Source organism: Pseudolactococcus yaeyamensis (assembly GCF_054658615.1).
In genome coordinates, this window is record NZ_BAAGGP010000048.1 from 1 (window position 1) to 22,088 (window position 22,088).

General features: G+C 37.0%; 18 protein-coding genes and 1 pseudogene. All 19 read left to right on the top strand.

Going from position 1 to position 22,088, the window contains the following annotated elements:
• The first annotated feature begins 134 nt into the window (after positions 1–134).
• Positions 135–608 carry a type IV secretory system conjugative DNA transfer family protein gene (locus ACYQ21_RS09755; protein WP_460058066.1) on the top strand — a complete coding sequence of 158 codons (474 nt, stop codon included), beginning with the start codon at positions 135–137 and terminating at the stop codon, positions 606–608.
• Between the two features lie 51 nt (positions 609–659).
• Complete coding sequence (gene ssb / locus ACYQ21_RS09760) at positions 660–1,121, top strand: single-stranded DNA-binding protein (protein WP_460058068.1); 462 nt, start codon at positions 660–662, stop codon at positions 1,119–1,121.
• Positions 1,122–1,142: 21 nt separating this feature from the next.
• Complete coding sequence (locus ACYQ21_RS09765; RefSeq protein WP_460058070.1) at positions 1,143–3,254, top strand: type IA DNA topoisomerase; 2,112 nt, start codon at positions 1,143–1,145, stop codon at positions 3,252–3,254.
• Between the two features lie 47 nt (positions 3,255–3,301).
• The gene (locus ACYQ21_RS09770) at positions 3,302–3,721 is read left to right on the top strand and encodes a hypothetical protein (protein WP_460058073.1); all 420 of its coding nucleotides are present in this window, start codon (positions 3,302–3,304) and stop codon (positions 3,719–3,721) included.
• An 86-nt stretch (positions 3,722–3,807) separates the two neighbouring features.
• Positions 3,808–4,077 carry a hypothetical protein gene (locus ACYQ21_RS09775; RefSeq protein WP_460058075.1) on the top strand — a complete coding sequence of 90 codons (270 nt, stop codon included), beginning with the start codon at positions 3,808–3,810 and terminating at the stop codon, positions 4,075–4,077.
• Positions 4,078–4,079: 2 nt separating this feature from the next.
• Positions 4,080–4,358 carry a hypothetical protein gene (locus ACYQ21_RS09780; RefSeq protein WP_460058078.1) on the top strand — a complete coding sequence of 93 codons (279 nt, stop codon included), beginning with the start codon at positions 4,080–4,082 and terminating at the stop codon, positions 4,356–4,358.
• Positions 4,351–5,013: a hypothetical protein gene (locus tag ACYQ21_RS09785; protein ID WP_460058080.1), complete on the top strand. Its 663-nt coding sequence runs from the start codon at positions 4,351–4,353 to the stop codon at positions 5,011–5,013. Before ACYQ21_RS09780 ends, ACYQ21_RS09785 begins: the two co-directional genes overlap by 8 nt.
• A 330-nt stretch (positions 5,014–5,343) precedes the next feature.
• Positions 5,344–7,719, top strand: coding sequence for a hypothetical protein (locus tag ACYQ21_RS09790; protein ID WP_460058084.1), 2,376 nt, complete (start codon positions 5,344–5,346; stop codon positions 7,717–7,719).
• A gap of 63 nt (positions 7,720–7,782) precedes the next feature.
• Positions 7,783–8,055 (top strand): hypothetical protein, encoded by a 273-nt coding sequence (locus tag ACYQ21_RS09795; protein WP_460058088.1) that lies wholly within the window; start codon positions 7,783–7,785, stop codon positions 8,053–8,055.
• A gap of 1 nt (position 8,056) precedes the next feature.
• On the top strand, positions 8,057–9,472 hold the full coding sequence (locus tag ACYQ21_RS09800) for a hypothetical protein (protein ID WP_460058090.1): 1,416 nt from the start codon (positions 8,057–8,059) through the stop codon (positions 9,470–9,472).
• Between the two features lie 56 nt (positions 9,473–9,528).
• The gene (locus ACYQ21_RS09805; protein ID WP_460058092.1) at positions 9,529–9,726 is read left to right on the top strand and encodes a hypothetical protein; all 198 of its coding nucleotides are present in this window, start codon (positions 9,529–9,531) and stop codon (positions 9,724–9,726) included.
• Position 9,727: 1 nt separating this feature from the next.
• Positions 9,728–12,139, top strand: coding sequence for a hypothetical protein (locus ACYQ21_RS09810; protein WP_460058094.1), 2,412 nt, complete (start codon positions 9,728–9,730; stop codon positions 12,137–12,139).
• Positions 12,140–12,149: 10 nt separating this feature from the next.
• Positions 12,150–16,955: an ArdC family protein gene (locus ACYQ21_RS09815; protein ID WP_460058097.1), complete on the top strand. Its 4,806-nt coding sequence runs from the start codon at positions 12,150–12,152 to the stop codon at positions 16,953–16,955.
• Between the two features lie 70 nt (positions 16,956–17,025).
• Positions 17,026–17,295 (top strand): c-type cytochrome, encoded by a 270-nt coding sequence (locus tag ACYQ21_RS09820; RefSeq protein WP_460058099.1) that lies wholly within the window; start codon positions 17,026–17,028, stop codon positions 17,293–17,295.
• Between the two features lie 336 nt (positions 17,296–17,631).
• Positions 17,632–17,985 carry a plasmid mobilization relaxosome protein MobC gene (mobC, locus tag ACYQ21_RS09825; RefSeq protein WP_460058101.1) on the top strand — a complete coding sequence of 118 codons (354 nt, stop codon included), beginning with the start codon at positions 17,632–17,634 and terminating at the stop codon, positions 17,983–17,985.
• Positions 17,985–19,712, top strand: a complete 1,728-nt coding sequence (locus tag ACYQ21_RS09830) for a relaxase/mobilization nuclease domain-containing protein (protein ID WP_460058103.1) — start codon at positions 17,985–17,987, stop codon at positions 19,710–19,712. Before mobC ends, ACYQ21_RS09830 begins: the two co-directional genes overlap by 1 nt.
• An 85-nt stretch (positions 19,713–19,797) precedes the next feature.
• Complete coding sequence (locus ACYQ21_RS09835) at positions 19,798–20,622, top strand: Fic family protein (protein ID WP_460058105.1); 825 nt, start codon at positions 19,798–19,800, stop codon at positions 20,620–20,622.
• Between the two features lie 170 nt (positions 20,623–20,792).
• Positions 20,793–21,749: a Fic family protein gene (locus ACYQ21_RS09840; RefSeq protein ID WP_460058107.1), complete on the top strand. Its 957-nt coding sequence runs from the start codon at positions 20,793–20,795 to the stop codon at positions 21,747–21,749.
• Positions 21,750–21,907: 158 nt separating this feature from the next.
• Positions 21,908–22,088: pseudogene (locus ACYQ21_RS09845) on the top strand (Fic family protein); the annotation flags it as partial.

The following is a 22,088-nucleotide window of genomic DNA, read 5'->3' on the forward strand; positions in this document are numbered from 1 at the left end:
TAAGCAAAATCCGTGAGTCCATTCCAGAACTATTATCTCTGAGAAACGGCTCAGTAGTCAAGTGAAAATTAATATCAATTAGGTAAAAATCGTAGTGGTTAATCACTACTAGAATATATTATACGAGTGAGGATTTGTATAAGAAAGAGTACAAATCCATGATTTCTAACTCAGATAGTTTTGTTTATCTAGGCGGAAATGAACCAGGGGACTGGAAATATATCAGTCAGGAGTTGATGGGGAAACAAACAGTCACGCAGCGAAATCATTCAACTTCAAGAGGACAAAGCACTTCAAACAGTGAGAGTGTTCAGCGGACGGCTCGTGATCTGATGACACCCGATGAAATTTCTGTCATGCCTAATAGTGAATCGCTTGTACGAATCAGGGGGATGCGTTTCTACAAAGGTAAGAAATTTGATTTATCAAGCCATCCAAGATTTATGCAGATTTCTGATGGTGATCCTAGTCGCTGGTGGGATTATCATATCTATCCTGATGAAACCGAAGAGTTGGTTGCCTCTATTGATTTTGAAACAAGTGATTTGGAAGTTGTAGATGTCAATTTAGATGATGCAGCTTTAGAAGAAATGTATCATGTTGCTTAAAGTAGAAAAGTAGAATTTTCTACTTTTGATAAGAAAACGAGGAGAATTATCATGATTAACAATGTTGTATTAATTGGTCGTTTGACCAAAGATGCTGAATTACGCTATACACCCGCTAATCAAGCAGTGGCCACTTTTACCCTTGCGGTCAATCGAACTTTCAAAAATGCGAATGGTGAACGTGAAGCGGATTTCATTAATGTTGTCGTTTGGCGAAAAACGGCGGAAAATATCGCAAATTGGGCGAAGAAAGGTGCGCTTATTGGTATCACTGGACGACTTCAAAGTCGAAACTACGAAAATCAACAAGGCCAACGTGTTTACGTGACTGAAGTGGTTGCGGATAGTTTCCAAATGCTTGAAAGTCGTAGTAGACGTGATGACAACCATTCAGGCACTACTCAAAATACTCAGGCACAAGCGCAGACCGCTGCCCCTGATTTTGGTCCTGATAGCGATCCGTTTTCTGGTGGGACACCAATGAACTTAAATGATGAGGATTTGCCCTTTTGACTTTGGAAGGAGCGTTAGAAGATGACCATAATTATTTTGGCTGAAAAACCACGTCAAGCGCTTGCCTATGCAGGTGCTTTTTCTCATCACCAAAAATGTGATGGCTATTATCAAGTTAGAGACCCTGATTTATTTGATGGTGAAGATGTTTGTATCACTTTTGGCATGGGTCATTTAATTGAACTTTATCGTCCCCAGGACTACAACAAAGTGTTGAAAAGTTGGCGCATGGCCTATTTACCGATTTTTCCGCTTACCTATCAGTTTAAAGTTGCGAAAGATAAAAGAAAGCAATATGCGATTGTTAAGCAGCTCCTTAAATCGTCTAATCACAGTGTGATTGGCACAGATTTTGATCGTGAAGGTGAAAATATTGCTTGGTCCATTATGACTCAAGCAGGTTTAAAGCCGACTGATGGCAGGCGGTATGAACGTTTAGTCATCAATTCTTTAGAAGAAGAAAGCATCCGTGAAGGTTTCTCCAATCTCAAAGGTGTCCTCAAGTATTATCCACGATATAAGGAAGCTCAGACGCGACAGATTGCGGACTGGCTAGTGGGCATCAATTTAACTAGGTTATTTACCAATCAGTTTCAAACAAAAGGTTATGAGGGTGTTTTCTCAGTAGGCCGTGTTCAAACACCCACACTTGCGATGGTCTGCCAAAGGGAGTTTGAGATTGACCGCTTTGTACCTAAATCGCAGTGGTCGCCAGTTCTTGAAACAGACTTAGGCTTTAAAGCATTTTTAAATCCTAAAGCTTTTTTTGAAAGTCAAAATGATTTAATCAAGTTTTTAAACCAAAATCATATTGACCCTGAAAAAAACGAGTCTGTTGTTGAAGCCGTTACACATGGGCAAAGAGAAATGTTTAGCCCGCAGTTGTTTTCTTTGAGAACCTTACAAGCTGAAGCCAATAAACGCTTTAAAATGAGCGGTAAGGAGACAATAGAGGCAGCACAGAGCCTGTATGAAAAAGAATTGATTACTTACCCCCGAACAGCCTCAAATCATATCACAGATAAGGAATTTGCGTATCTCAAAGAGAACTTAACAACTTATGCGACTTATCTTGATCTATCAGCGCCCCTGGATCAATTAGAGCCAAGGGAACGCTACGTCGATAACTCAAAAGCAGAAGGTGAGAGCCATTTGGCGATTATCCCTACTCGTCAAATTCCTAAAGCTGTTCTGGTCTCCAGAGAAGCACAAATCTATGATTTAATTTTGAGAACGACAGTTGCTATGTTTGCGCATAACTACATTTGTGATGAAACAGTTGCGGTTCTTTCGTTACAAGCGCTATCGTTTAAGGCTAAAGGTAAGGTGCTTGTAGATAGAGGATTTAAAGATATTCTCTCTAAAGACTTGAATAAACTCCCATTTTTACCGCCGTTAAAGATTGGTCAAAAATTATCCTGTGATGTTGTGCTGAGAGAAGGCGAGACATCGCCGCCTAAACATTATACTGAAGGGACACTTATTTTAGCGATGGCTGCAGCAGGAGCAGACTCAGAGCAGATGGCCACAAAAGATGCTTGTGGTCTTGCGACTGAGGCAACTCGTGCAACGATCATTGAGCGACTAAAAGAGACCGACTATATCAAAGTAGTTAAAAATAATATCGCTGTGACTGATAAAGGTAATCTACTTTATCAAGCGATTAAAAATTTTCCTTTGTTATCAACACCAGAGATGACAGCTAAATGGGAAGCGGCTCTAGACAAAATTGGAAGCAGCCAATATGACCCAGATATGTTGCAAAAGGCGCAAGATGGTTTCTTGACTCATTGTAAGCGATTTGTGAGCGATACAATCCATAAGGCACCAGAGATTTTTGAAGCTGTTCCGAAGCATACAGGTGCTAGTCATGTTGAAAGCATATCGTGTCCCAAGTGTCGTTGTGATTTGATGATGCGGCCACTTTCTTATAACTGTTCAAGCGATCAGTGTGATTTCAAGTTGTGGAAGAAAAAATCCGGCAAAACGTTACCAGATTCTGCAATAAAAATATTGTTAGCAGGTGGAACGACAACGGTTATCGAAGGTTTTAAGAGTAAAGCGGGCAAGAAGTTTGCGGCAAGCCTCAAACTTAACTCAGATTTTCAGGTTGTCTTTGATGATTTTAGGTAGAAAAGTAGCGTTTTCTACTTTTTAAGTTTAAAGAAAGGAAAGGTAACATGACACGCATCATCGCAGCATTCCCATGTTTGGGGAAAACAACACTTTATAGCTTAAATAAAGACAAAATGTTTGATAGAGAATTTAATGAATCTCGTTCTGTTCGGGGTATGGATGTTGAGAGTACTAGTCGTTTTTTTGACAGTTGTGCAGAAATGGTAAATTTGCAGGTAAAAACAGGATATTATGACTATCTCTTCATTACCGAAGACGAAAGGCTTGTATCTCGTTTAGGTCTATCTTTAAAAAATCAGCTGACTTTGGTATTTCCAAATGTTTTTGATAGGGCTGTTATGGCTGAGTACAAAAAACTTGTTATTGAGCGCTCTGGAATAGAGTGGTATAACCGTGTCATGCCGACTAAATTAGCTTCTTTGAAAGAGCGCATTCAAAAATACCAAGCTGTAGGATATGATTGACGATTGACAGATTTTGAACATCCATACATTGAAGATGTTTTTGAGTTTGAAAAAGGCATCCTGTTACCTGTACTGAAAGGAGAGTGATGGTAAATTCAATAGGCATGATTGCTAATCTGCTCAGTGTTGTCTTATGGCTTCCGCAGGCTAGAACAACATGGCAGAATAGAAATAATCCTCAAGCGATAAAAGGGATTAGCTTAGGCACTCAGTTTTTAACGGCAGCTAACACCATTTGTTGGTGTATGTACGGTGTGATAACTCACGATTTTTGGTTGCCTCTAGGTACAATCGTGATTTTGCCCTTGGCTCTATTTACGATTATTATTAAATTGAAATCAAAGAAAGAGGCATAGAAATGATAAAACATAGTGAAGAAGAGTATCAAAAATTTTATGCTGAACTAGAAAAATTAGATCCCAAGTGGTCTAAACATTTATCGCATGAAGAATCTCTTCAAAATGGTTTAAAGGGAATTTTAAAACATTTTATCAGCTTAAAATTTATTTTCACCGATAAAAATGAAAACATCAATCAGGTGATAAGGGATTTAACTCCTGCAATAGAAAAGGCTATACAAGATTTATCAACAACACGTTTTGGAAAACCAAAGGAAGAGAGTGAGATTTATGACTAAAAACGAATGCTACATTATAGACTTTGAGAGCCTTGACTATGCTAAGTTCATGTTCGACGTTGTCAACCAGACCGATCAAGAAAATTGGGATTACTTTAGTTCTAGCCCGAACGAAATGGCAAGGGATTTTCTTCAATACGGGCATTTATCCAGAGTGATTGTTGAGAAAGATGCCGTGACAGGAGAGAAATCTGCAGCAGCTTATATCCAAGTTCGCATACTAAAACCTACGGCAGCTACTTTACTTTATGAAGATTTATATCATCAAGTTGGCTTAAATTTTTCGGATTTACAAGAAGCAACTGACTCAAGAAACGAACATCATTCCATTTATATTGACGTTATCGCCATCAAGAAGCACTACCAGAACCGTTTAGAGATACTCAAACTCATCCCTCAAGCGCTAAAAGATATTTTTGAAGTCAACGACTTACATCGGGTTTCAACTATTTTCGCAGTTGGCGTAACGGATCGTGGTCGGAAAATGTGTCAAAAAATGGGGCTATATGAGCGCTCAGAAGTTTGGCGTGGCAATGATGATAACCGCCATAAAAGAACTCTGTTTTCTCAAGAGACATTTTGGTTTTGGCGGAATTTTGAAAAAATAAATGGGAATCATAACGAAAACACTAAAAGTGGAAAATTCTACTTTTAGTGTTTTTGAATATCAAAAAAAGAGACCGCCTCATCTAATGGGATAATCAAGGCTTATCCTGCCTGTACGGTCTCTTTAAATAAAAAATAGCATAGGAAAATAAAAAAACAACAAAAAAGAGAGCCTTCTCTATGGTTAGACTCGAAGCGCTAACTGCTTGTGCTCTCTACAATTATAATATCAAAGGAGTGTTAATTTGTCAAATTTTCAAGAGATGAAATTTGCCTATCTGACAGAGAAATTTTATGCGGTCGCATACGACCAGACAGGTAGCAATGAATTTATGAACAAGATGAATCGCCCTTATTTAGGGGTGATTGATTCAAGTGGTTGGTTATCCCATTACGTGCCAATGTCAATGCTAAGGCACCAAGTGAGACCTACTATCTTACCCCTTTTAAAACTGATAACCCTCATTTTAAAAACCCAGGTCTTGATTTTCAAAAAGCTGTGTTTTTAGACTTGGCAGATGAGACGATGTTTTCTTATATTGACCCACCCATCCCTTCTAATCAGCTATCTTTTATCAAAAATAATTTGAATGATTTAGAGCTGAAATTCGAGACGTTTGTGCTATCTATTGAAGACTATCCTCAAAATAGTAGGATGTACCGTTTTTCCACGGTGCCATTCTTCCCTGAAGGCATTCAAAAAATCAAGGACTTACAAAATGCAAGGCTTAATTTGGTATTGCAAGAGGGGGAACCAACATGGAGAAAAATAGTCCAGAATGCCCCAGAGTGGTTTGATGCGGCTTATGAAACAGATACGAACGATGATTATCCTGCCAAGACTTTTCCGATTGATTTTGACATGTTTATGGATGATTTTGAAGAGAAAAATATACCCTTAGATGATAATTTGCCATTGACTGATAGACAGAAAATCGAACTCCAAAAGACATATGCCTTTTATGATAACGATAATAAATTTCATCCATTTCAGGAGGTGTTGGAAAGTGTGGGAGGTTCAATTCCTGAGAACATGCCTATTGTTCAAGATGACCGCTTGAATGAAGCGCCCTTTGGCTACCAGGTGATTGATCTACAAGGTGAGGATTTTATGGATTACGCAACTGGAGAAAGTCTAGGGTTTATCCGTGACATTCGCTGGTCAGATTATCTGAATGGGGCAGAAGATGAAACACTCACACACGAAGTAATTCCTGATTGGTTTGATAAAGCATTCATCGAGGAACATTGGGATATTAAAATTCAGGCGCTTACAAGAGAAGATACGATTGAGTTAGGTATTCATGACTTTGAACTTGATGGAGAAATGGCTGAATTGAAAAAAATAGAGGAAAAGACAATGAAAGACAACAAATCATTTAATCACACTAAAGCCAACGCAGAATGGCGTGCGCAAGAAATAAAAATTAAGGAAGGTGCAGATGTCTTCCAAGAACAAAACTTCGAAGACTTCGGAGAAAATGCTCTCTTGGTTCACAATCTTAATCAAATTAATGAAAAGCTAGCATCTTTATACACCTGGGGTAAAAATCTTATGGCAGTTGTGAATAAGGAAACTAAGGGTATTGAACTAGTTATTCGTCAAAAGTCAGATAAAAACCCCCTGAAAATTTATGATAATGATACAGTAATTCCTGCTCGTTTAGTGATGTTTGACGATGAAATTGACATGACAGAACAAGATAAAGGATTTTTACTTAAAAGGGGAATAGACTTTGAAGCTGTGAAAAAGGTATTTTCAGAAGTAGGAGTTTCAAAAGATCTACATTATCAGTTCAACGATTTCACTCTTTATGTTAATGTGAAAAAAGCGGTAGCACGTGAATTAATGATTTCTGCGGCTGTAGCACCAAAAAACTTTGTTCAGTGTATTGATGATAACATGATTGCTGCTGTTCATTACCAATCTGGAGATAACAGAAGTCTTAGTAGCGCTGATTTTTCAGATGGTTTCAATAATTTCTATCGATTTATAAATGATGATGACTTGATAAAAAATATTCTGGAGTCGAAGTTATCCAATGAAATAATACAGTTATTGTTTAAGAAGGCAGAAATTGATGATTTAACTGACTACGAGGGATTAGCTGATTATCTCAATAATAATCTAGAACAGATGCTAAAGGATGTTAAGGATGCCTATATAGAAGCGACAGGGCAATTTGGTATTGTTTTCAATCAAACAACCTCATCTTATCAGTTAGAAGCGGGAGATGTTGAGAAGTACTGTAATAAACAACTCAAAGATTTTGAACAAGAAATGAAACTTAAAACGGGTACCTTAGTTGATAACTACAGTTTTGAGAACGGTAGCTTTGATGAGGTACTTAGCTTAGATAAAGCTGAACTACCTTACATCAACGAAGAAGCTTCCATTGATGTTGCTGAGTATGTTACTTATGCCGAAACAGGTGAATTTATCTTTTTCAACGCCTATCAAATTGATTTTGCTGGTAATCCTAATGTGTTAAATTGTTATGAACTTGAACAAGTGGCACAAGCTGCTTATGATGCTTTCGAGGAGTTGGATATCAGCTTTGAACCTGAGGAAGATTTACCAGATATTATTGAAGAGCATTCTAGCTTTTTCAGTCAAGAACTGGAAGAACAAGGGATTGGGGCTGACAAAATTGATCAGCTGATTAATAGTGATTTGGTTAAAAATCTAGATAGCCTAGTTAATTCAAACGTTTTTGAAGGTGTTCTGCATCCAACAAAATCAAAATCAATGTAATGTTAATCAAAGAAAAAAGTAGAAAAGTGGATTTTTCTACTTTTTGAGTCGAGGAGGACTATCATGGATAAGTTTCAAAAGGCAAAACAAAACACTCAAGACATCAATCTTGATGAATTATCACTTAAAGAAAAGGTGGGAAAAGATTTAGAAGAGAGTCATAAATTTATCTTTTTAGGAGTTGATGCCAATCATGCGAGCGGCGATGTTGTTGTTTGTGGTTTCAATCCAAAAGAGGCGGCAGAACTATTAATTGGTGCGGCTGTGCAAATTAGACTCTCTCACGGTATCAATATTTTTGATGATGATGAAGAAGAGGAGGAGGAGAGTGAGTAATATGAATACAAAAGAAATCGAAGCGATTAAACAAGAAATAACTGACCATTCAGCACTATCGATTGGTTTTCAAGAGGATATTTTCACGAAGATGACTAATCCCTTGACGTGGCAGGAAGCCATTAAAAACGAAGGAGACGACTTAGCCTTTATGGCTAAAGGTATTCACCACAGTGACCTTGATATTGGCCTTAAAAGTGCCCTTGTCACAGCCTATGTCAAAGCTGCGACGTTTGAAGAATTTAAGGAAATGGCGCCGTACTTTTTTTCGTACCAAAAAACCGATGAAGAAATCTTAGCAGAACCTATCTCTATTTCAAGGGCTATGTATTTAGAATTTCAACGTCGAAGTGATCAGTTGCTTGAGTATGAAAATGCTGCCATACAAACTGAACAAACCCAGTCGAAACAAAAATTGGCAGAGTTGACGAGCTATGTGACAACAAGTACAGTTCCCAATGAGAATCAACCCTTGGCCTATAATCCGCTTTCTGATACCCTTGCGGTTTTGAATCAATGGGATGATGTCGAACCATTTCGTGAAACAGGTCTAATCTCTGATTATACACGTTCTAAAGATGAAGCAAGCTTGATTGTAGAGTATTTGCTTGACTTAGACAATCAACCATTGAACGAGAAAGTAGCGCTAGATATGGCTATCAATGATTGGCAAGAGGATAGCGACTATTTACTTGATAAGCTAGAAGTTTATTATGATGAGGCTGAATTACCATTTCCTAAAGGCGTTAGAACAGCAGAAAGTTTTGAGACAGCCTATCAGATTGTATCAAAGCCAGGGGATGGCTGCTTTGGGGGAGATAATATCCAAGAAGTGGCTTGGAAACTGGTTGAAGATGAATTTTACAATCATGAGTTTTTGGCTGACAAATTAAATGATGCGCCTGGCAATGCTTTTCTGAACACAGCTTACATTTCAGAACTCAACGATGTTTTGAAAGCAAACAATCAAGAGTTGGTCACTCATGTTGTTCGTGGCTACTCACAAGGTGATGTCTGGACCTTGTCTTATTTACTTGATAAAAACGTTGATCCTGATGTGACACCTGAGATGGTTAATGCCTACTTGGAACATGATATAGGTGCTTACTATCGAGGTAGCTTAACTTCATTGTCAATCTATAATGATGAGCTTGGAGTGACAGATTATTATACTGTGGATAGAGAAGAATTTTGGGGTAATGAGCTCGAAAAAGTCCAAGAGCTGACAGGAGATAAGGGCTATTTATCTATTGAGGTTGCGACGGCACTTGAAGAATTGGAAAATCCTTTAGATCGTGAAGGGCTTAAAGAATTTATCAGTAAAAGCCCTGAAGAACAGGCAGTAGATTTACAAATCCTACAAAATGATGAAAAATTATCTCAAAGACCAACGCACTCAAAAGGCCCAAGACGTTAAAGATTGAAAAAGTAGAAAAGTAGAAAACTCTACTTGATTGATGAAAGAAGGACAAAATGGACGATAAACAAATCACACAACAATTTGATGCATACAGATTTCAACTGCTACATGATTTCATCATGAGATCGATTGATGATTATAGTCAGGTGACAGACAATCGGTTTTCGGATGGTGCTATCGCAGCCTTTAGATTAGTAGGTGTTGAAATTGAACGCCTGCAAGCCTTAGATATAGCTGACGAGGAGGCGTGAGATGGCAGATGAAGTCAAAAAACTTGAAAATTTGATGAAGGAAAAATATGGTGTTGATGACATCAAATTAACCTTTAAGGAAGGCGCAAGCTTACAAGATAAATTTCAAAAATTAGCAGATGTGATTGGTAAAAAAAGCGAGTTGGACGAAACAACGCTTCTTGAGGCATCTAAGTTTAAAGCGATACAAAAGCATATCGTTTCTGGTGAAGATGCGATTGATGGTATTCATCAGCTGACAAGAGAAGCTTACGATAATGATATGACCGATAAATACAAGTATTATAATCGGTCAGACCAATTCTTACCTGAAACTAACGATATTTTTCTTGTCGCTTATTATGATAAACAAGAAACTTTCAAAAATAGTTTAGTCTTTTTGAACAGAGGAAGTAAAACGCCTAAACACGAGGACGAGCTTAGACATTACACAGACTCAAATCGTCAGATAGCTAATCATATCGTGAGTAGAGAACGACGGACGGTTGGTTATAGTAAAATTTATCAGGATTTAAATCGCTTCTTGGATAAACAGATTGACCCAAATGAACCAGGTGTCGCATTAGTCAAACAAGATTTAATGGCCATGTTTTCAGATATTACCCTCGGTGGCAAGCATAAAAAATACCGTAACGTTTCTCAAAGGGTGGTTGGCACCTATACAGATGATTTTTTGGATAGGTTGCCAGTCTATGACCCAACCATTCATGGCTCAAAATTATCTCTAACAAAAGCAGGGTCGTTGAGTGGTAAAGATGGAGAAGAAGGACTGGTTGATGTTGCAAGTAACACGCTTATCTTTAGAAGCGAGGTCGAAGCTGCACGCTACCACAATAATCTCGTCAAGATTTTAAACAATTATATCCAAGACACATATAATATTGTCCTGCAAAAGGAATATGAAAAAAATCTTTCTAAGACAACACGTGCTGCAGCTTGGCAGACTAAGAAACATATCAATCTTTCAACTCAAGAGATGATGGAGACGACCAGCCTTAAAGGCGATTTTTCTTATATTGAGATTGATAATGATGTTGATTTAACTTTATTTCATCAATTTGAGGCGGAAGCTGAGCGCATCATGACTGCACTACCTAAAATTGAAGATAAGCAGGCAACGTTAAGATTACGTAAACTTGGTAATTACAAGGCACTTGGTTTGTTTGCCTCGCATAACAATACTATTGCCCTAGATTTTCGCTCAAGAGATTCAACAGAGGCGATTCAAGGTGCTGGCATTCAATCATTTATCCATGAGTATGGCCACTATCTGGATTATAACGCCAGTCCTGATGGTAACCTCAGTCTTCAAATGGCTTTTGAACCTATCTTAAAAAGGTATCAAGAGAACTTTGATAACCTGTCTCCTGAAAAACTTGCGTTACTCCAGACGACAATGTCAGGTAGTAGCACAGAGATTGCAAGGTATTTCAAAACACCGACTGAAGTGTTTGCGAGAGCTTTTGAGCTTTATGTGACTGACTTAGGGCTTGATACAAGTCTCAGTCACACCGCAAAATTTTATAGGACTTCCCCACAATATCAAGCTTTTGACGATAGATGCCGTCAAGAGCTTTTTCATTATATGGATAAACAATTTCCTGAATTGAGGGATAAGGTGGCTGCCTTTGGCATTTCAGAACCAAAGGAGAAGACGGTATTTACAAGTGATGAGCTAAAATCTAAAAATGATGAATTAAACGTTGCAGTAGAAACTAAAATTTCTGCTGGGAAATTAAAACTACAATTTTCAGATGACGTCTACACTTATCTATTATTTAGAAATGTCAGCATTCACTCGCCTTTAGAATATGTCACCCCCAAAATGATCACTTTAATTGGCGAAAATCGGTCATTATTTGAGTCAATTACCAAGGATACGCTCAAGCTTTATAATGAAAAAGGCACACCAGAACAAAATGAACTGTATCAATTAGTTAAGGATAATCTGGATATTTTGAGATTAACAAAATCCGATGCCTCTACAAACTTTATAGGTGAGTTAGCGATAAGCGCTTATCATATTAATCGTTTGATTCAACTTGATTATCCACCAATCGGTCAATCTGCCAACAATTTATCGTATGAAGTAGGACGATTATTGGACTATCCGTTGATGAATTCAGGTATTCCTGATAATCCTTGGTCGTTTGTCCTGGTTCCCTATCACTTCTTAGACTATCTCAATCAACAAAGTGGTACCGTTGTTTTGGATAAACAACTACTTGAGAAGGTTATGGATATTTACAGCCAATCCCCACTCAGAGTTATTAGCGAAGAAGAAACACAAGAAGAAATTAAAAAAGTAGAAAACGCTACTTTAAATCAAGAAAACAACCTCTCAGAATCGCCTGAGAGCGACGAAAACGGAATAACTGACAAAGTTGCCAGAGAACGACACAAAACGCAGTGAGGGGGCAGATATGAGCGATAAGCCAACAATTAATTCAGCAACGAAAATAAAATTTGCGGAAGAACAGACGGAAGTACCTGAGAAAGCAGATGTTGAAAACGAGACTAATACTGCGCAACAAGCCAAGGAAGATAGCGGTAGAAAAGTAGAAAATTCTACTAATGAAAAAGGATTTCCTCAATCAAATATCAATATTGATTTAAGTGCTGTGGAATTTTCTGAAGGCTACAAGGATAATGAAAAAGTGCCACAGTCACAGGATTTGACATTGGTTTTGGAAGACTCGGAGTCTCTTGAATGGGCAGATGATAGTCATCTTTTTGTTCGTGCTGAACTGCAGGACACTGAAACAGAAGAACCTGTTATTTATACGCCATTCGTTGTAGATAACCCAAGAGAAACTGGTTTTATAAGCTGGTGGGAAGATAATTATGAAGCGATTGATAAGCAAATTCGTTCTTCAGACAAAGTTGTGGCTTTAGAAAAAGAGCTTGATTTTCGAAGATTGCTTAAGCTGGAACAAGAGAAAATTTTGGATGAGCAAACTGGTGTTCTGAGTTTGTTTGATAATGAAAATAACTCAAATGAAGTTGAACAAACTGTTGCTGAAGAAAATAAAAGTAGAAAAGTAGAATTTTCTACTAACAAAAGAGATTTATCTCAGTCAAATATTGATATTAACTTACGGACGGTGCAATTCTCTAGCGCCTACAGAAATAACGAAAAAGTCCCTCGTGCATCACTTGAAAAGTTACGTTTTGTCTTGACTGATGACGAGTTAGTACGGGCTGATAGTAGCCCAATGTTTGTTAATACTGGCTTTGTAGATGAGAATGATATTGTTGTTATCCATGCCCCTTTTGTTGTGGATAAACCAGATGATGTTTTAAATTGGTGGAACGATAATCGTAAAGAGATTGAAAATCAGGTTCGCTTTTCTGAAGAAGTGTCAACTTTAATTCAAGAACTTGAAGTTAGAAAAATCTCACAAAAGAATAAAGAACATAGTCAAGAAGAACTTAAAGAAAACAAAATTGGAAAAGTAGAAAATTCTATTAACGAAACTAATGAGGTCTCATCTAATAACCAAGAAGATAATAGCCGTTTAACACAATCCAGACGTAAATTAGAACGATTGAAACAAGAGTTTGCTACTGCTGATGCAAGCAATCCAATGGCGGGTGCACCTTTTGGTCAACCGATTGTCATGAATTCTAAAGGACGGCAGATACGAAATCAAGTTGAGAAATATCAAGACCGTATGTTTAGAAAATTAGAAGAACTCAAGGAACAGGAAAAACTTGTCGAAAAACTCGAAGCACGTGAGGAAAAGAAAGCTAACGGTTTGAATAAGCAGGGTAATGGCTTAATCATGAGTGTTGCTAATATGCCACGTATCCAAGCAGCCATCGCCGCATATGAAAAAGGAGAGGGCATTTATACAAGCGATACAATCCGCAAGTATAAAAAGGAATTAGTCAACCTCGAAAAAATGGCGGTTCAATCTGAGCGTAACGCTTCAATCATTAGCCCTGCAGCTCAAACTTTGATTGATAGTGGCGCAGTTAGTCAGTGGGCCAAGAAACCCACCTTTTATTTTGTCAAAGGCTTGCGTAAAGTGGCGTTAGAGATTGATGATGTATCAGGAGATTTCAAACTCACGTCTAATTTCAAATATCAACCACAAAATGATGCAGACAGAGCCAAGGTAGAGGAGCTATTAGCCTCTCAACAACAAGACGTCGAAAATATGACACAGGAGGAAAAAGAGATGGCACAAGAAACAGCACAAAGTGGAAAAGTAGAAAGTTCTACTTTTCCAAATGACCCAAATCAAGATGAACAAGAAACAAGTTACTATGTCTTTAAAAATGATGAAGACTCATTTTGGATTTCGAGTAATAGTTGGGGAATTGAAACGACCAATATGTTTGAACAGGCCTTAAAATATGAGGACTCGTTAATGGCAGATGGTTATATTGGTAGCCTTGAGTTTCAAGGTCAAGGTGTTGAAACACCTGACCAACATGGTTACCACAAAACTCATGTTGATGCCAAGGGACAAACGATTGGTCAAGAACAAGGTGTTGAAACTATTTTAGGCAATAACCATCCGATCACACCAGAAGAAGCGGATAAAGCATTTGAAGATGAAAGAGTTCGTGAAGCTGTGAGAAAAGATGTGCCTGCCGTTGAAGCAACTAAGGAAGAAGCCAAGAATGATGAAGAGATATCGTTATTCAAAGATTTAGCAAGTATCACACCAAAATCTGAAGAGGCAACCGCTACTAAGGAAAGTACACAAGTAGAAAATTCTACTTTAGAGAAAACAGAGGAAGAAAACGTGACAGTTGAAAACAATCAAAATTTTAGAGATGTTGTTGCTCATTATTTAGAAGAAACGACAGGAAATAGCGCTTTCGAAGATGATGAACATAAACATCTTGGAAAATTTACTGATGAACGATTCACTATTTTACATGGGAATGATTCCAGGGATAGCTACCAAGGAGAAGTCGTTACTGTCTTAAATCAATTTTTCAATCAAGAAATTTCACAAGCAGAAGTTGAAAAATTGATAGATGGCTATGTCAAAGCATCGAATAGCTCTCAACAAGAGCGCTTCGATGATGATGAGCGATTACTAAACGAGAAAGAAGAAATGACACTTCAACGAGATGAAGAACTCGGGATTGCAGCTCAAGAAAAAGAGATTGCTTCTAAAGTTGAAAATCCTACTTCAGAATTACAAACTAAAGGGAAAACAACAGTGGAAAATGCAAGTCCAGAAGATGTGAATGTCACTCAAGATACTATTCAAAACATGGTCAAGATTGAAAGTGGAAAGATTTCATTTGAGATTGCTCAAACGGTAGATGAGTTGTTAGATGAAGTTGAAAAAGCAACTGAAGACAACAGTCAATATCTGACCAAAGATGAAATTGAAACACTCCTTGACAATCATATGAAACGCATTGAGGGCATTATTACGAATTTTGGTAATGCTTATAACAAGCTAGAAAATCCAACGCAGGAACAAACGCATTCACTCTTAAAACAAATGTTCGAAGCAATCCGTCAATCTCTCAAAGAGCTTAGAGACAGCATCACATCTGCTTTAAATACGAAGAAAGATAATCTAGTAGATAAAGTCGACGACGTGCGCCTCACAGTGAAGAATGGTATCAATCGCAGAATTTTAAACGTTAATGATAAACTAAAAAACTTTGCGGATCGCATCGATACGAAATTTGCCTTGGAAGAAAAAAGCAAGCATGAAATTTCAGAAGAAGATAAATCTAAAAATGAAGACGTTGAAAAAGTTGAAGAAGTTGTACCTGAAATTGAAGTTGCACCTCAACCCAAAATCAAAGTCAAACTAGGCGAGCCACGCCAAGAAAGTGTTCCTGAAGAGACAACAGAGGTTGAATCTGAACAAAGTAAGGATATTGAAACGCTTCTAGCAGAGTATGCTGCTTTGTCAGAAGAGGCAAGAAGTATGATGACACTAGACCAATACATCTATGAAGCCTACCAACAAGATTTTACAAATTTAGATTTCAAAGCATGGTTACAATCAAAAGGCGAAACGAACTTGGAAAGATTTAATATTAAAGATTTTCAAGATCATGTTGTTACTGATGATATCACGCAAGGGCAGGAAGATATCAATGATTTGGCTTCTCTCGAAGCAACTGAAGCAACTGAAGCAATAAATGATGACTTAGAAATTCCAGATGTTGTGCCAGATGAAACTGTCAATTCAGAAACAGAGGCGGTCGAACAAGAAGTAGAAAAACAAACACTCTCTGATATTTTTGGTATGACAGATACCAAAGAACGTTCAGCTGCCTTGGCTGATTTCATGAAAGATAATCTAAAAATGTACTTGGATGTTGAAAATTGGAAAAAATATTTACAAACGCAAACAAAATTCCATTCTTATTCTCAAAGAAATGTTCGCATGATTTTGGCTCAAAATCCAGATGCCAGCATGATAGCAAGTTTCAATAAATGGCAAAAAGATTTTGATAGAAATGTTACCAAAGGTTCAAAATCACTTAAAATTCAGGCACCGATTTCTTATACGGCAAAGGACGATAAAGGGAATGTGTTACTTGATGAAAACAATCAACCCATTTTGAAAAAAGGCTTTTCACTTACGCCCGTTTTTGATGTGGCCCAAACTACTGGCAAAGAAATTCCAAAAGAATTTTATCAGTCAGAAGATAAGTTATCACAAGAAAATTTCAAAGTGCTTTATCGAGCAATCGTTGCCAATTCTCTTGTTAAAGTTGTACCTGTTGATTATGATGGCGTTAAAAGTTTCTATCATGAACAAGATCAAATGATTGGTATTGCGAAAGGTATGGGCGTATCTGAAACGTTAAATTCACTCATCCGTGAAACGACACACGTCTCACATCAGGCAAACTCACAGTCAAATTTAGGAACTGAGGCGCAGCTGCAACAAAAATTTGAAGCAGAAAGTATCGCTTATATGGTGGCGCATCACTTTGGAGTTGAGAACCAAGATTACAATTTTGATTATCTTTCTAATTGGACTGAGTCAGGCAAAACTTTAGATAATCTTGAAGCTACTTTAAATCAGATTCAGAAAGAAGCACATCAACTGATTGGTAAAATTAATCAGTCAGTAGCCATGATTCAAGATAAGAATGTCAATCAAGAAAGTATTCTTGAGAATAAAATTTCAAAAGCAAAAGAAGTACAAAAAACAGAAGTTAAAGAAAATCTTGACGCAAAAAAAGCGCACGCCGTGAACAAACAGGGAGCTCATCTGCAGACAAGATAACCAACAAGGTGGCACAAATCAATAATCGTTCACGGCAATTAAGTGATTTTAAAATCGAAGGAGAGCAATCATGACTAGTGAGAAACAAGAACAAATAATGTCAGCCTTGTTGACATTTGCGTTGGAAGATTTTGGTTCAGAAGAACCAAAACTAGATCCGCAATTCAAGGATGTGACACGTAAGGAAGTTGAAAAATCTTTCAAAAAAATGGCGACAGAAGGTTTAAATCAGGAACTTGATGATGATGATTTTCATCAAGTGGCTTTCGAAATAATCAAAAAAATGCCTGATTGGCGCTTTGATATTTTCAAAAAAGAAATCATCAACATCTACGGATAATCAAAAAAAATTTAAAAATAAAATTCTAAAAAGAGGGCGCACAAAAATATTTTTGTGTTGTAAAAAAGCAAAAGGGGATTGGGGGACACCCCAAAAATTTTAACAGCCAGGCACGCAAAATGATGAAAAGTCCAAAGGAACTTTTTGAAATCGTTTTGCGTGCTTGGTTGTTAAAAAATCGCATATGGATATCCATATGCTCTGCTTGCCAAAGACATGCCCCCTCCTGAGGGGGTGTGGCTGCCAAACTCTTTTTGGGGTTGAAAAAAATATTTTTGCACTTAAATTTTTAAAGTTTGACACTGAATTTTTGAGTGGGATTGAAAGGAAAGTGATATGAAAAAAGAAAATCGTCGGCGCAGCATTCAAAAATTAATTCGATTTGAAAAATCAGAAATTGATTTCATCAATCAAAAAGTTGCGGCCAGTCCATTTGATAATTTTCAAAATTATGCCCGCATCATGTTGATTACAGGCGAAGCAAAATTAGTGGACTATTCGCAATTACAAAAATTGGCTTCAGAGGTAAATCGAGTTGGTCATAATGTCAACCAAGTGGCAAAATATGCGCACCTGCTTGGAGAAGTTTCGCAAGAAGATGTCACAGAATTATTAACAGAGATAAAAGATTTGAAACAAATCGTCCAAGAAACCTTGTCGAAAGAATTGAAACAAGAGAGGGTCATTTGATGGTTTATACCAAACATTTTAATGTGCATACCACGAAAAATTTACACCAGGTCAAAGACTATGTTGAGAATGCGGACAAGACACTTGTGAATGCTTCAAACTCAAATAGTCATCTAGATAATATTTTTCCCTACATTGCAAATTCAGATAAGACGATGAGTAAACAGCTAGTTTCAGGTCATTTGATTGCGGATGTTTACGATGCAGCAAACGAGATGTTGATGACGAAAAAATTTTCCAAATTGAAAAAAGGAACTGACATCGAGTTATTAGACGAGAGTGGAAAAGTTGGTTTTCGTCAAAAAGATTTTGACAAAACGGATGGTCGAGGGGGAAGCGTACTCGCACACCATCTCATTCAAAGTTTTAGTCCAGAGGATCATTTAACGCCAGAAGAGATTCATGAGATTGGCAGAAAAACGATTTTAGAATTGACGGGTGGTGACTATGAATTTGTCATCGCAACACATACGGATAAGGAACATATCCACAATCATATTGTTTTTAATTCGACTAACAGCTTGACAGGAAAAGCTTTCCGTTGGCAAAAAGGAACGAAAAGGAAGTTTGAACAAATCTCAGATAAGCACGCAGATTATGCAGGCGCAAAAATTATTGAGCATGAAAAGTCAACTTTCAAAAATCATACAACTTATTATCAATATCATCGTGAGAAAAATTTCAAGCAGCAAATTAAAAGCCGTGTTGATTTTTTACTCGCCAACTCAAAAGATGAGCATGATTTTATTTTGAAATCACGTGCTTTAAATTTGAACATTGATTTTTCAGGAAAGTTTGCCAAATACAAATTATTGGATGAGCCGCAAGTTAGACCGACAAGAAGTCGATCTATTGCCAAACTGAAACAATATGATGGCAGATATGATCGTCAAGGTATTGTTGCACGTCTCAAAGAAAATGATGTCGTACCTGGTTTAGATGAAATAAAAAATCTCTATGATCAACAGAAAGCAACGATTGAAAATGATTTCGAGATCAATTTGCACCTTAAAGATTGGCAAGTTGCCAAAGTAACTGCTCATGGTATTTATGTTGAAGTAGATTATGGCCTCGGTAACGAAGGTTTGATTTTCGTTCACAATAAATATCTGGAAAAAAATGACGATGGCAGCTTTGATATGTTTATCAAAGAGAAAGATTATTTTTATTTTATGAATGACAGGAATAGTCAAAGTAATAAATATTTGATGGGCAAAACACTCGCGAATCAGTTGACTAAGTATAATGGTACGGTACCTATTCAAAAACCAAAAGAGTTGCGACAAATTGATGACCTGGTTGATGCGTTAAACTTTTTAGCTGAAAATAATGTTTCGGATGGCACGCAATTTGATACGCTTGCGCTGAAATTTGATGAGACGGTTTCTAAAATCAATGATCAGTTAGACGAAGCTGATAAAAAAATATTGTTGCTTAACCAGTCGCATAAATTATTATTGGCCAGTGTTAGTGAACAAGAAGCGTCGTTGTTTCCTGAGTTCACCAAAGAAGATTTTGAGAATAAATTGTTAGCACTTGGTGTTGATCCTAATACCGATGTTTCAAATCTTGAAAAAGAAATTGAAGCCTTAACAATCGAAAGGACTTTGATAAGTGAAAAACTCGAAAGCGTTTCTCAAGACTTGATATTCTATCAAGATATTCGCCATACGGTTGAAAAATCTGAAGCATCGGAAAGAGAAAAGGGAGTTAAAAACGAACGATAAAAAACAGAAAGTGAGACATTATGTTATAATTGACTAAAGATAATTTGTCTCAGTAATAGAAATCTGAGGATAGAAAGAGATGAATATGGATATTGAAAAATTAGCAGAGTTTATTACAAATTTAGGAAAATTCAATGACTATGGTAGCACCATCTCTCAAACAAAAGAGGCTTTGATTACCCAATCAGTTACGCCGTTGAGAAGTGATAATGATGATCGTGTCATTTTTGAGGATACACTGAGAGCCATTCACTTTGCTCAAGATGTACCATTTAGTATTCAAAGTATTATTGGGATTAATTCGCAATTCACTGGTGACAGCAAAGAACAGCCCAACGATCCTGGTAGGTTAAGAGATGTTGTCATTGATCCGATTAGAGATAAAATCCATGTGGATTTATGGCCATCTGAAAATGGGGGCGTCGTTTCTTATTTTCCACCTATTCAAATTGAAGAAGAAGATCTTGATGAGATTGTAACAATGTGGGAGCAATCACCAAAAACGAGATTAGATGCTTGGCAAGTGTTTGCACAAATCGCAAAGTTGCAACCTTTTCAAGATGGTAATAAGCGAACTGCTTTAATCTCAGCCAATCATGCGATAGGTGCGTTAGTCTCTCAAGAATACTTGATGCCACCTGTAGGTAGAAAGTACAATCAATTTATGGATGCTTTACTAGGCTATTATGGTGTTGGCTTAGAAGGTGGTCCATTCTCGGAGACAGAAGCGCTGGGAGATTTCCTGAGGGTTATCCCAGCTATTGAGACTGGATCAAGACAATCAGAAAAAACAGTCAATAGTTTATCTGATCGTCTTGACAGAGCATTAAAAACACAGCAACAAGAACATAATAAAGAATCAAACTCAACAAAAGAAACACCAGGTCACACTGAAGGACGTTCGTTGTAAATGTTTTAAATACCGAAAAGTAGAAAAGTAGAAAAGTAGAAAAGTAGAAAAGTGGCATACTACACTTTTCTACTTTTCGTTTTTTTGAGTTAATAAGCAATTAAACACTTAATGTAAAGATGACCTCTTATTTAGTTTATGATATACTAAAAGGAACAGGAGAAGATGTTATGAATTATGAGTATATAGAAGTAGATAGAGAAGTGGCAGTTGAATCAGCTAAACGATTAGTTGTTGATAGTATTTGGAAAATAGCCAACATTGAATTAGTTCGTGGGGTCACTTTTCCTCAGACAAAAGAAATTTTTGAGGGACGTTCACCTAATAATGTCGATGTGGAAACGGTTGTTGTTATCAACAATTTAAAACACGCTTGGCAGTTTTTGTTTGAAAATATTGACTATCCTCTAGATTATCAACTTCTTGCAGAGTATAATAAAATTGTTGGTGCAGGACATTATTCTGATCCAGGGAAATTAAGAAATGAGTTTGTTTATATTTCGGGGACTGATTACAAACCTGGTATTCCAACTTATGAAGATGTCAAATCAGAAATTGAACGCATTAGCAAGATTGAAAATCCGATTGACCGAGGTATGGAGATGCTATCCTCAGTATCAAGAGGTCAATGGTTTAATAATGGTAATAAGAGAACTGCTCAGATGATAACGAATCATATTTTGTTACAAAGTAATAGTGCAGTTTTAGCAATTCCAGTAGATCAGCAAGAAGCGTTTATCGAAGAGTTGATTAATTTTTACGAATCAAATGATAACAGAAATTTCAAAGATTTTTTGTATCGGACATCGATAGAAATGTTGCCAGGTGGTTTAACCCATCCAGTTTTAAAAGAATTGATTTTATCTGATTTTAAAACTCGTTTAGCACCAGAAACGGCCTCAGTAATTTCTCTTATTGAGAGTTATCCGATTGAAAAATTGCATCAGCTTCACACGCTTTCTAGAGAAGAACAAGATAACTTCTTTAGAAAATTGGTCATGAAAGTCACACCAAAAGATTTGAATCAACGTCTTGAAAAAGCATTAAAAACACAGCAACAAGAACAGAATAAAGCATCAAACTCAACAAAAGAAACACCAGGGCATACTAAAGGACGTTCGTTGTAAATATTTTAAAGACCAAAAGTAGAAAAGTAGAAAAGTGGCATACTACACTTTTCTACTTTTCGTTTTTTTGAGTTAATAAGCAATTAAACAATCAATGGTAAAGATGACCTCATTATCTGATTATGATATACTAAAAGAAAGAAGGAGTCCTTATGGTAATGGATTTAGTAACAAGGTTAAGGCTAGAACGAGAAGGCAAGGTACATGGTGGCGTTTATGATATCACTCAAAAACGTTTTGCCTACAATAGCAATAGAATCGAAGGTAGCAGCTTAACTGAAGAGCAAACAAATTTTATCTATGATACAAAGTCCATTTATACGCTTGGTGATCAATCGG

Excerpts from the sequence above, each read along its gene's own strand:
- ACYQ21_RS09795 (WP_460058088.1), top strand. The coding sequence starts at position 7,783 with ATGGATAAGTTTCAAAAGGCAAAACAAAACACTCAAGACATCAATCTT.
- ACYQ21_RS09835 (WP_460058105.1), top strand. The coding sequence starts at position 19,798 with ATGGATATTGAAAAATTAGCAGAGTTTATTACAAATTTAGGAAAATTC.
- ACYQ21_RS09765 (WP_460058070.1), top strand. The coding sequence starts at position 1,143 with ATGACCATAATTATTTTGGCTGAAAAACCACGTCAAGCGCTTGCCTAT.
- ACYQ21_RS09815 (WP_460058097.1), top strand. The coding sequence starts at position 12,150 with ATGAGCGATAAGCCAACAATTAATTCAGCAACGAAAATAAAATTTGCG.
- ACYQ21_RS09770 (WP_460058073.1), top strand. The coding sequence starts at position 3,302 with ATGACACGCATCATCGCAGCATTCCCATGTTTGGGGAAAACAACACTT.
- ssb (WP_460058068.1), top strand. The coding sequence starts at position 660 with ATGATTAACAATGTTGTATTAATTGGTCGTTTGACCAAAGATGCTGAA.
- ACYQ21_RS09820 (WP_460058099.1), top strand. The coding sequence starts at position 17,026 with ATGACTAGTGAGAAACAAGAACAAATAATGTCAGCCTTGTTGACATTT.
- mobC (WP_460058101.1), top strand. The coding sequence starts at position 17,632 with ATGAAAAAAGAAAATCGTCGGCGCAGCATTCAAAAATTAATTCGATTT.
- ACYQ21_RS09780 (WP_460058078.1), top strand. The coding sequence starts at position 4,080 with ATGATAAAACATAGTGAAGAAGAGTATCAAAAATTTTATGCTGAACTA.
- ACYQ21_RS09800 (WP_460058090.1), top strand. The coding sequence starts at position 8,057 with ATGAATACAAAAGAAATCGAAGCGATTAAACAAGAAATAACTGACCAT.
- ACYQ21_RS09785 (WP_460058080.1), top strand. The coding sequence starts at position 4,351 with ATGACTAAAAACGAATGCTACATTATAGACTTTGAGAGCCTTGACTAT.
- ACYQ21_RS09830 (WP_460058103.1), top strand. The coding sequence starts at position 17,985 with ATGGTTTATACCAAACATTTTAATGTGCATACCACGAAAAATTTACAC.
- ACYQ21_RS09810 (WP_460058094.1), top strand. The coding sequence starts at position 9,728 with ATGGCAGATGAAGTCAAAAAACTTGAAAATTTGATGAAGGAAAAATAT.
- ACYQ21_RS09840 (WP_460058107.1), top strand. The coding sequence starts at position 20,793 with ATGAATTATGAGTATATAGAAGTAGATAGAGAAGTGGCAGTTGAATCA.
- ACYQ21_RS09805 (WP_460058092.1), top strand. The coding sequence starts at position 9,529 with ATGGACGATAAACAAATCACACAACAATTTGATGCATACAGATTTCAA.
- ACYQ21_RS09775 (WP_460058075.1), top strand. The coding sequence starts at position 3,808 with ATGGTAAATTCAATAGGCATGATTGCTAATCTGCTCAGTGTTGTCTTA.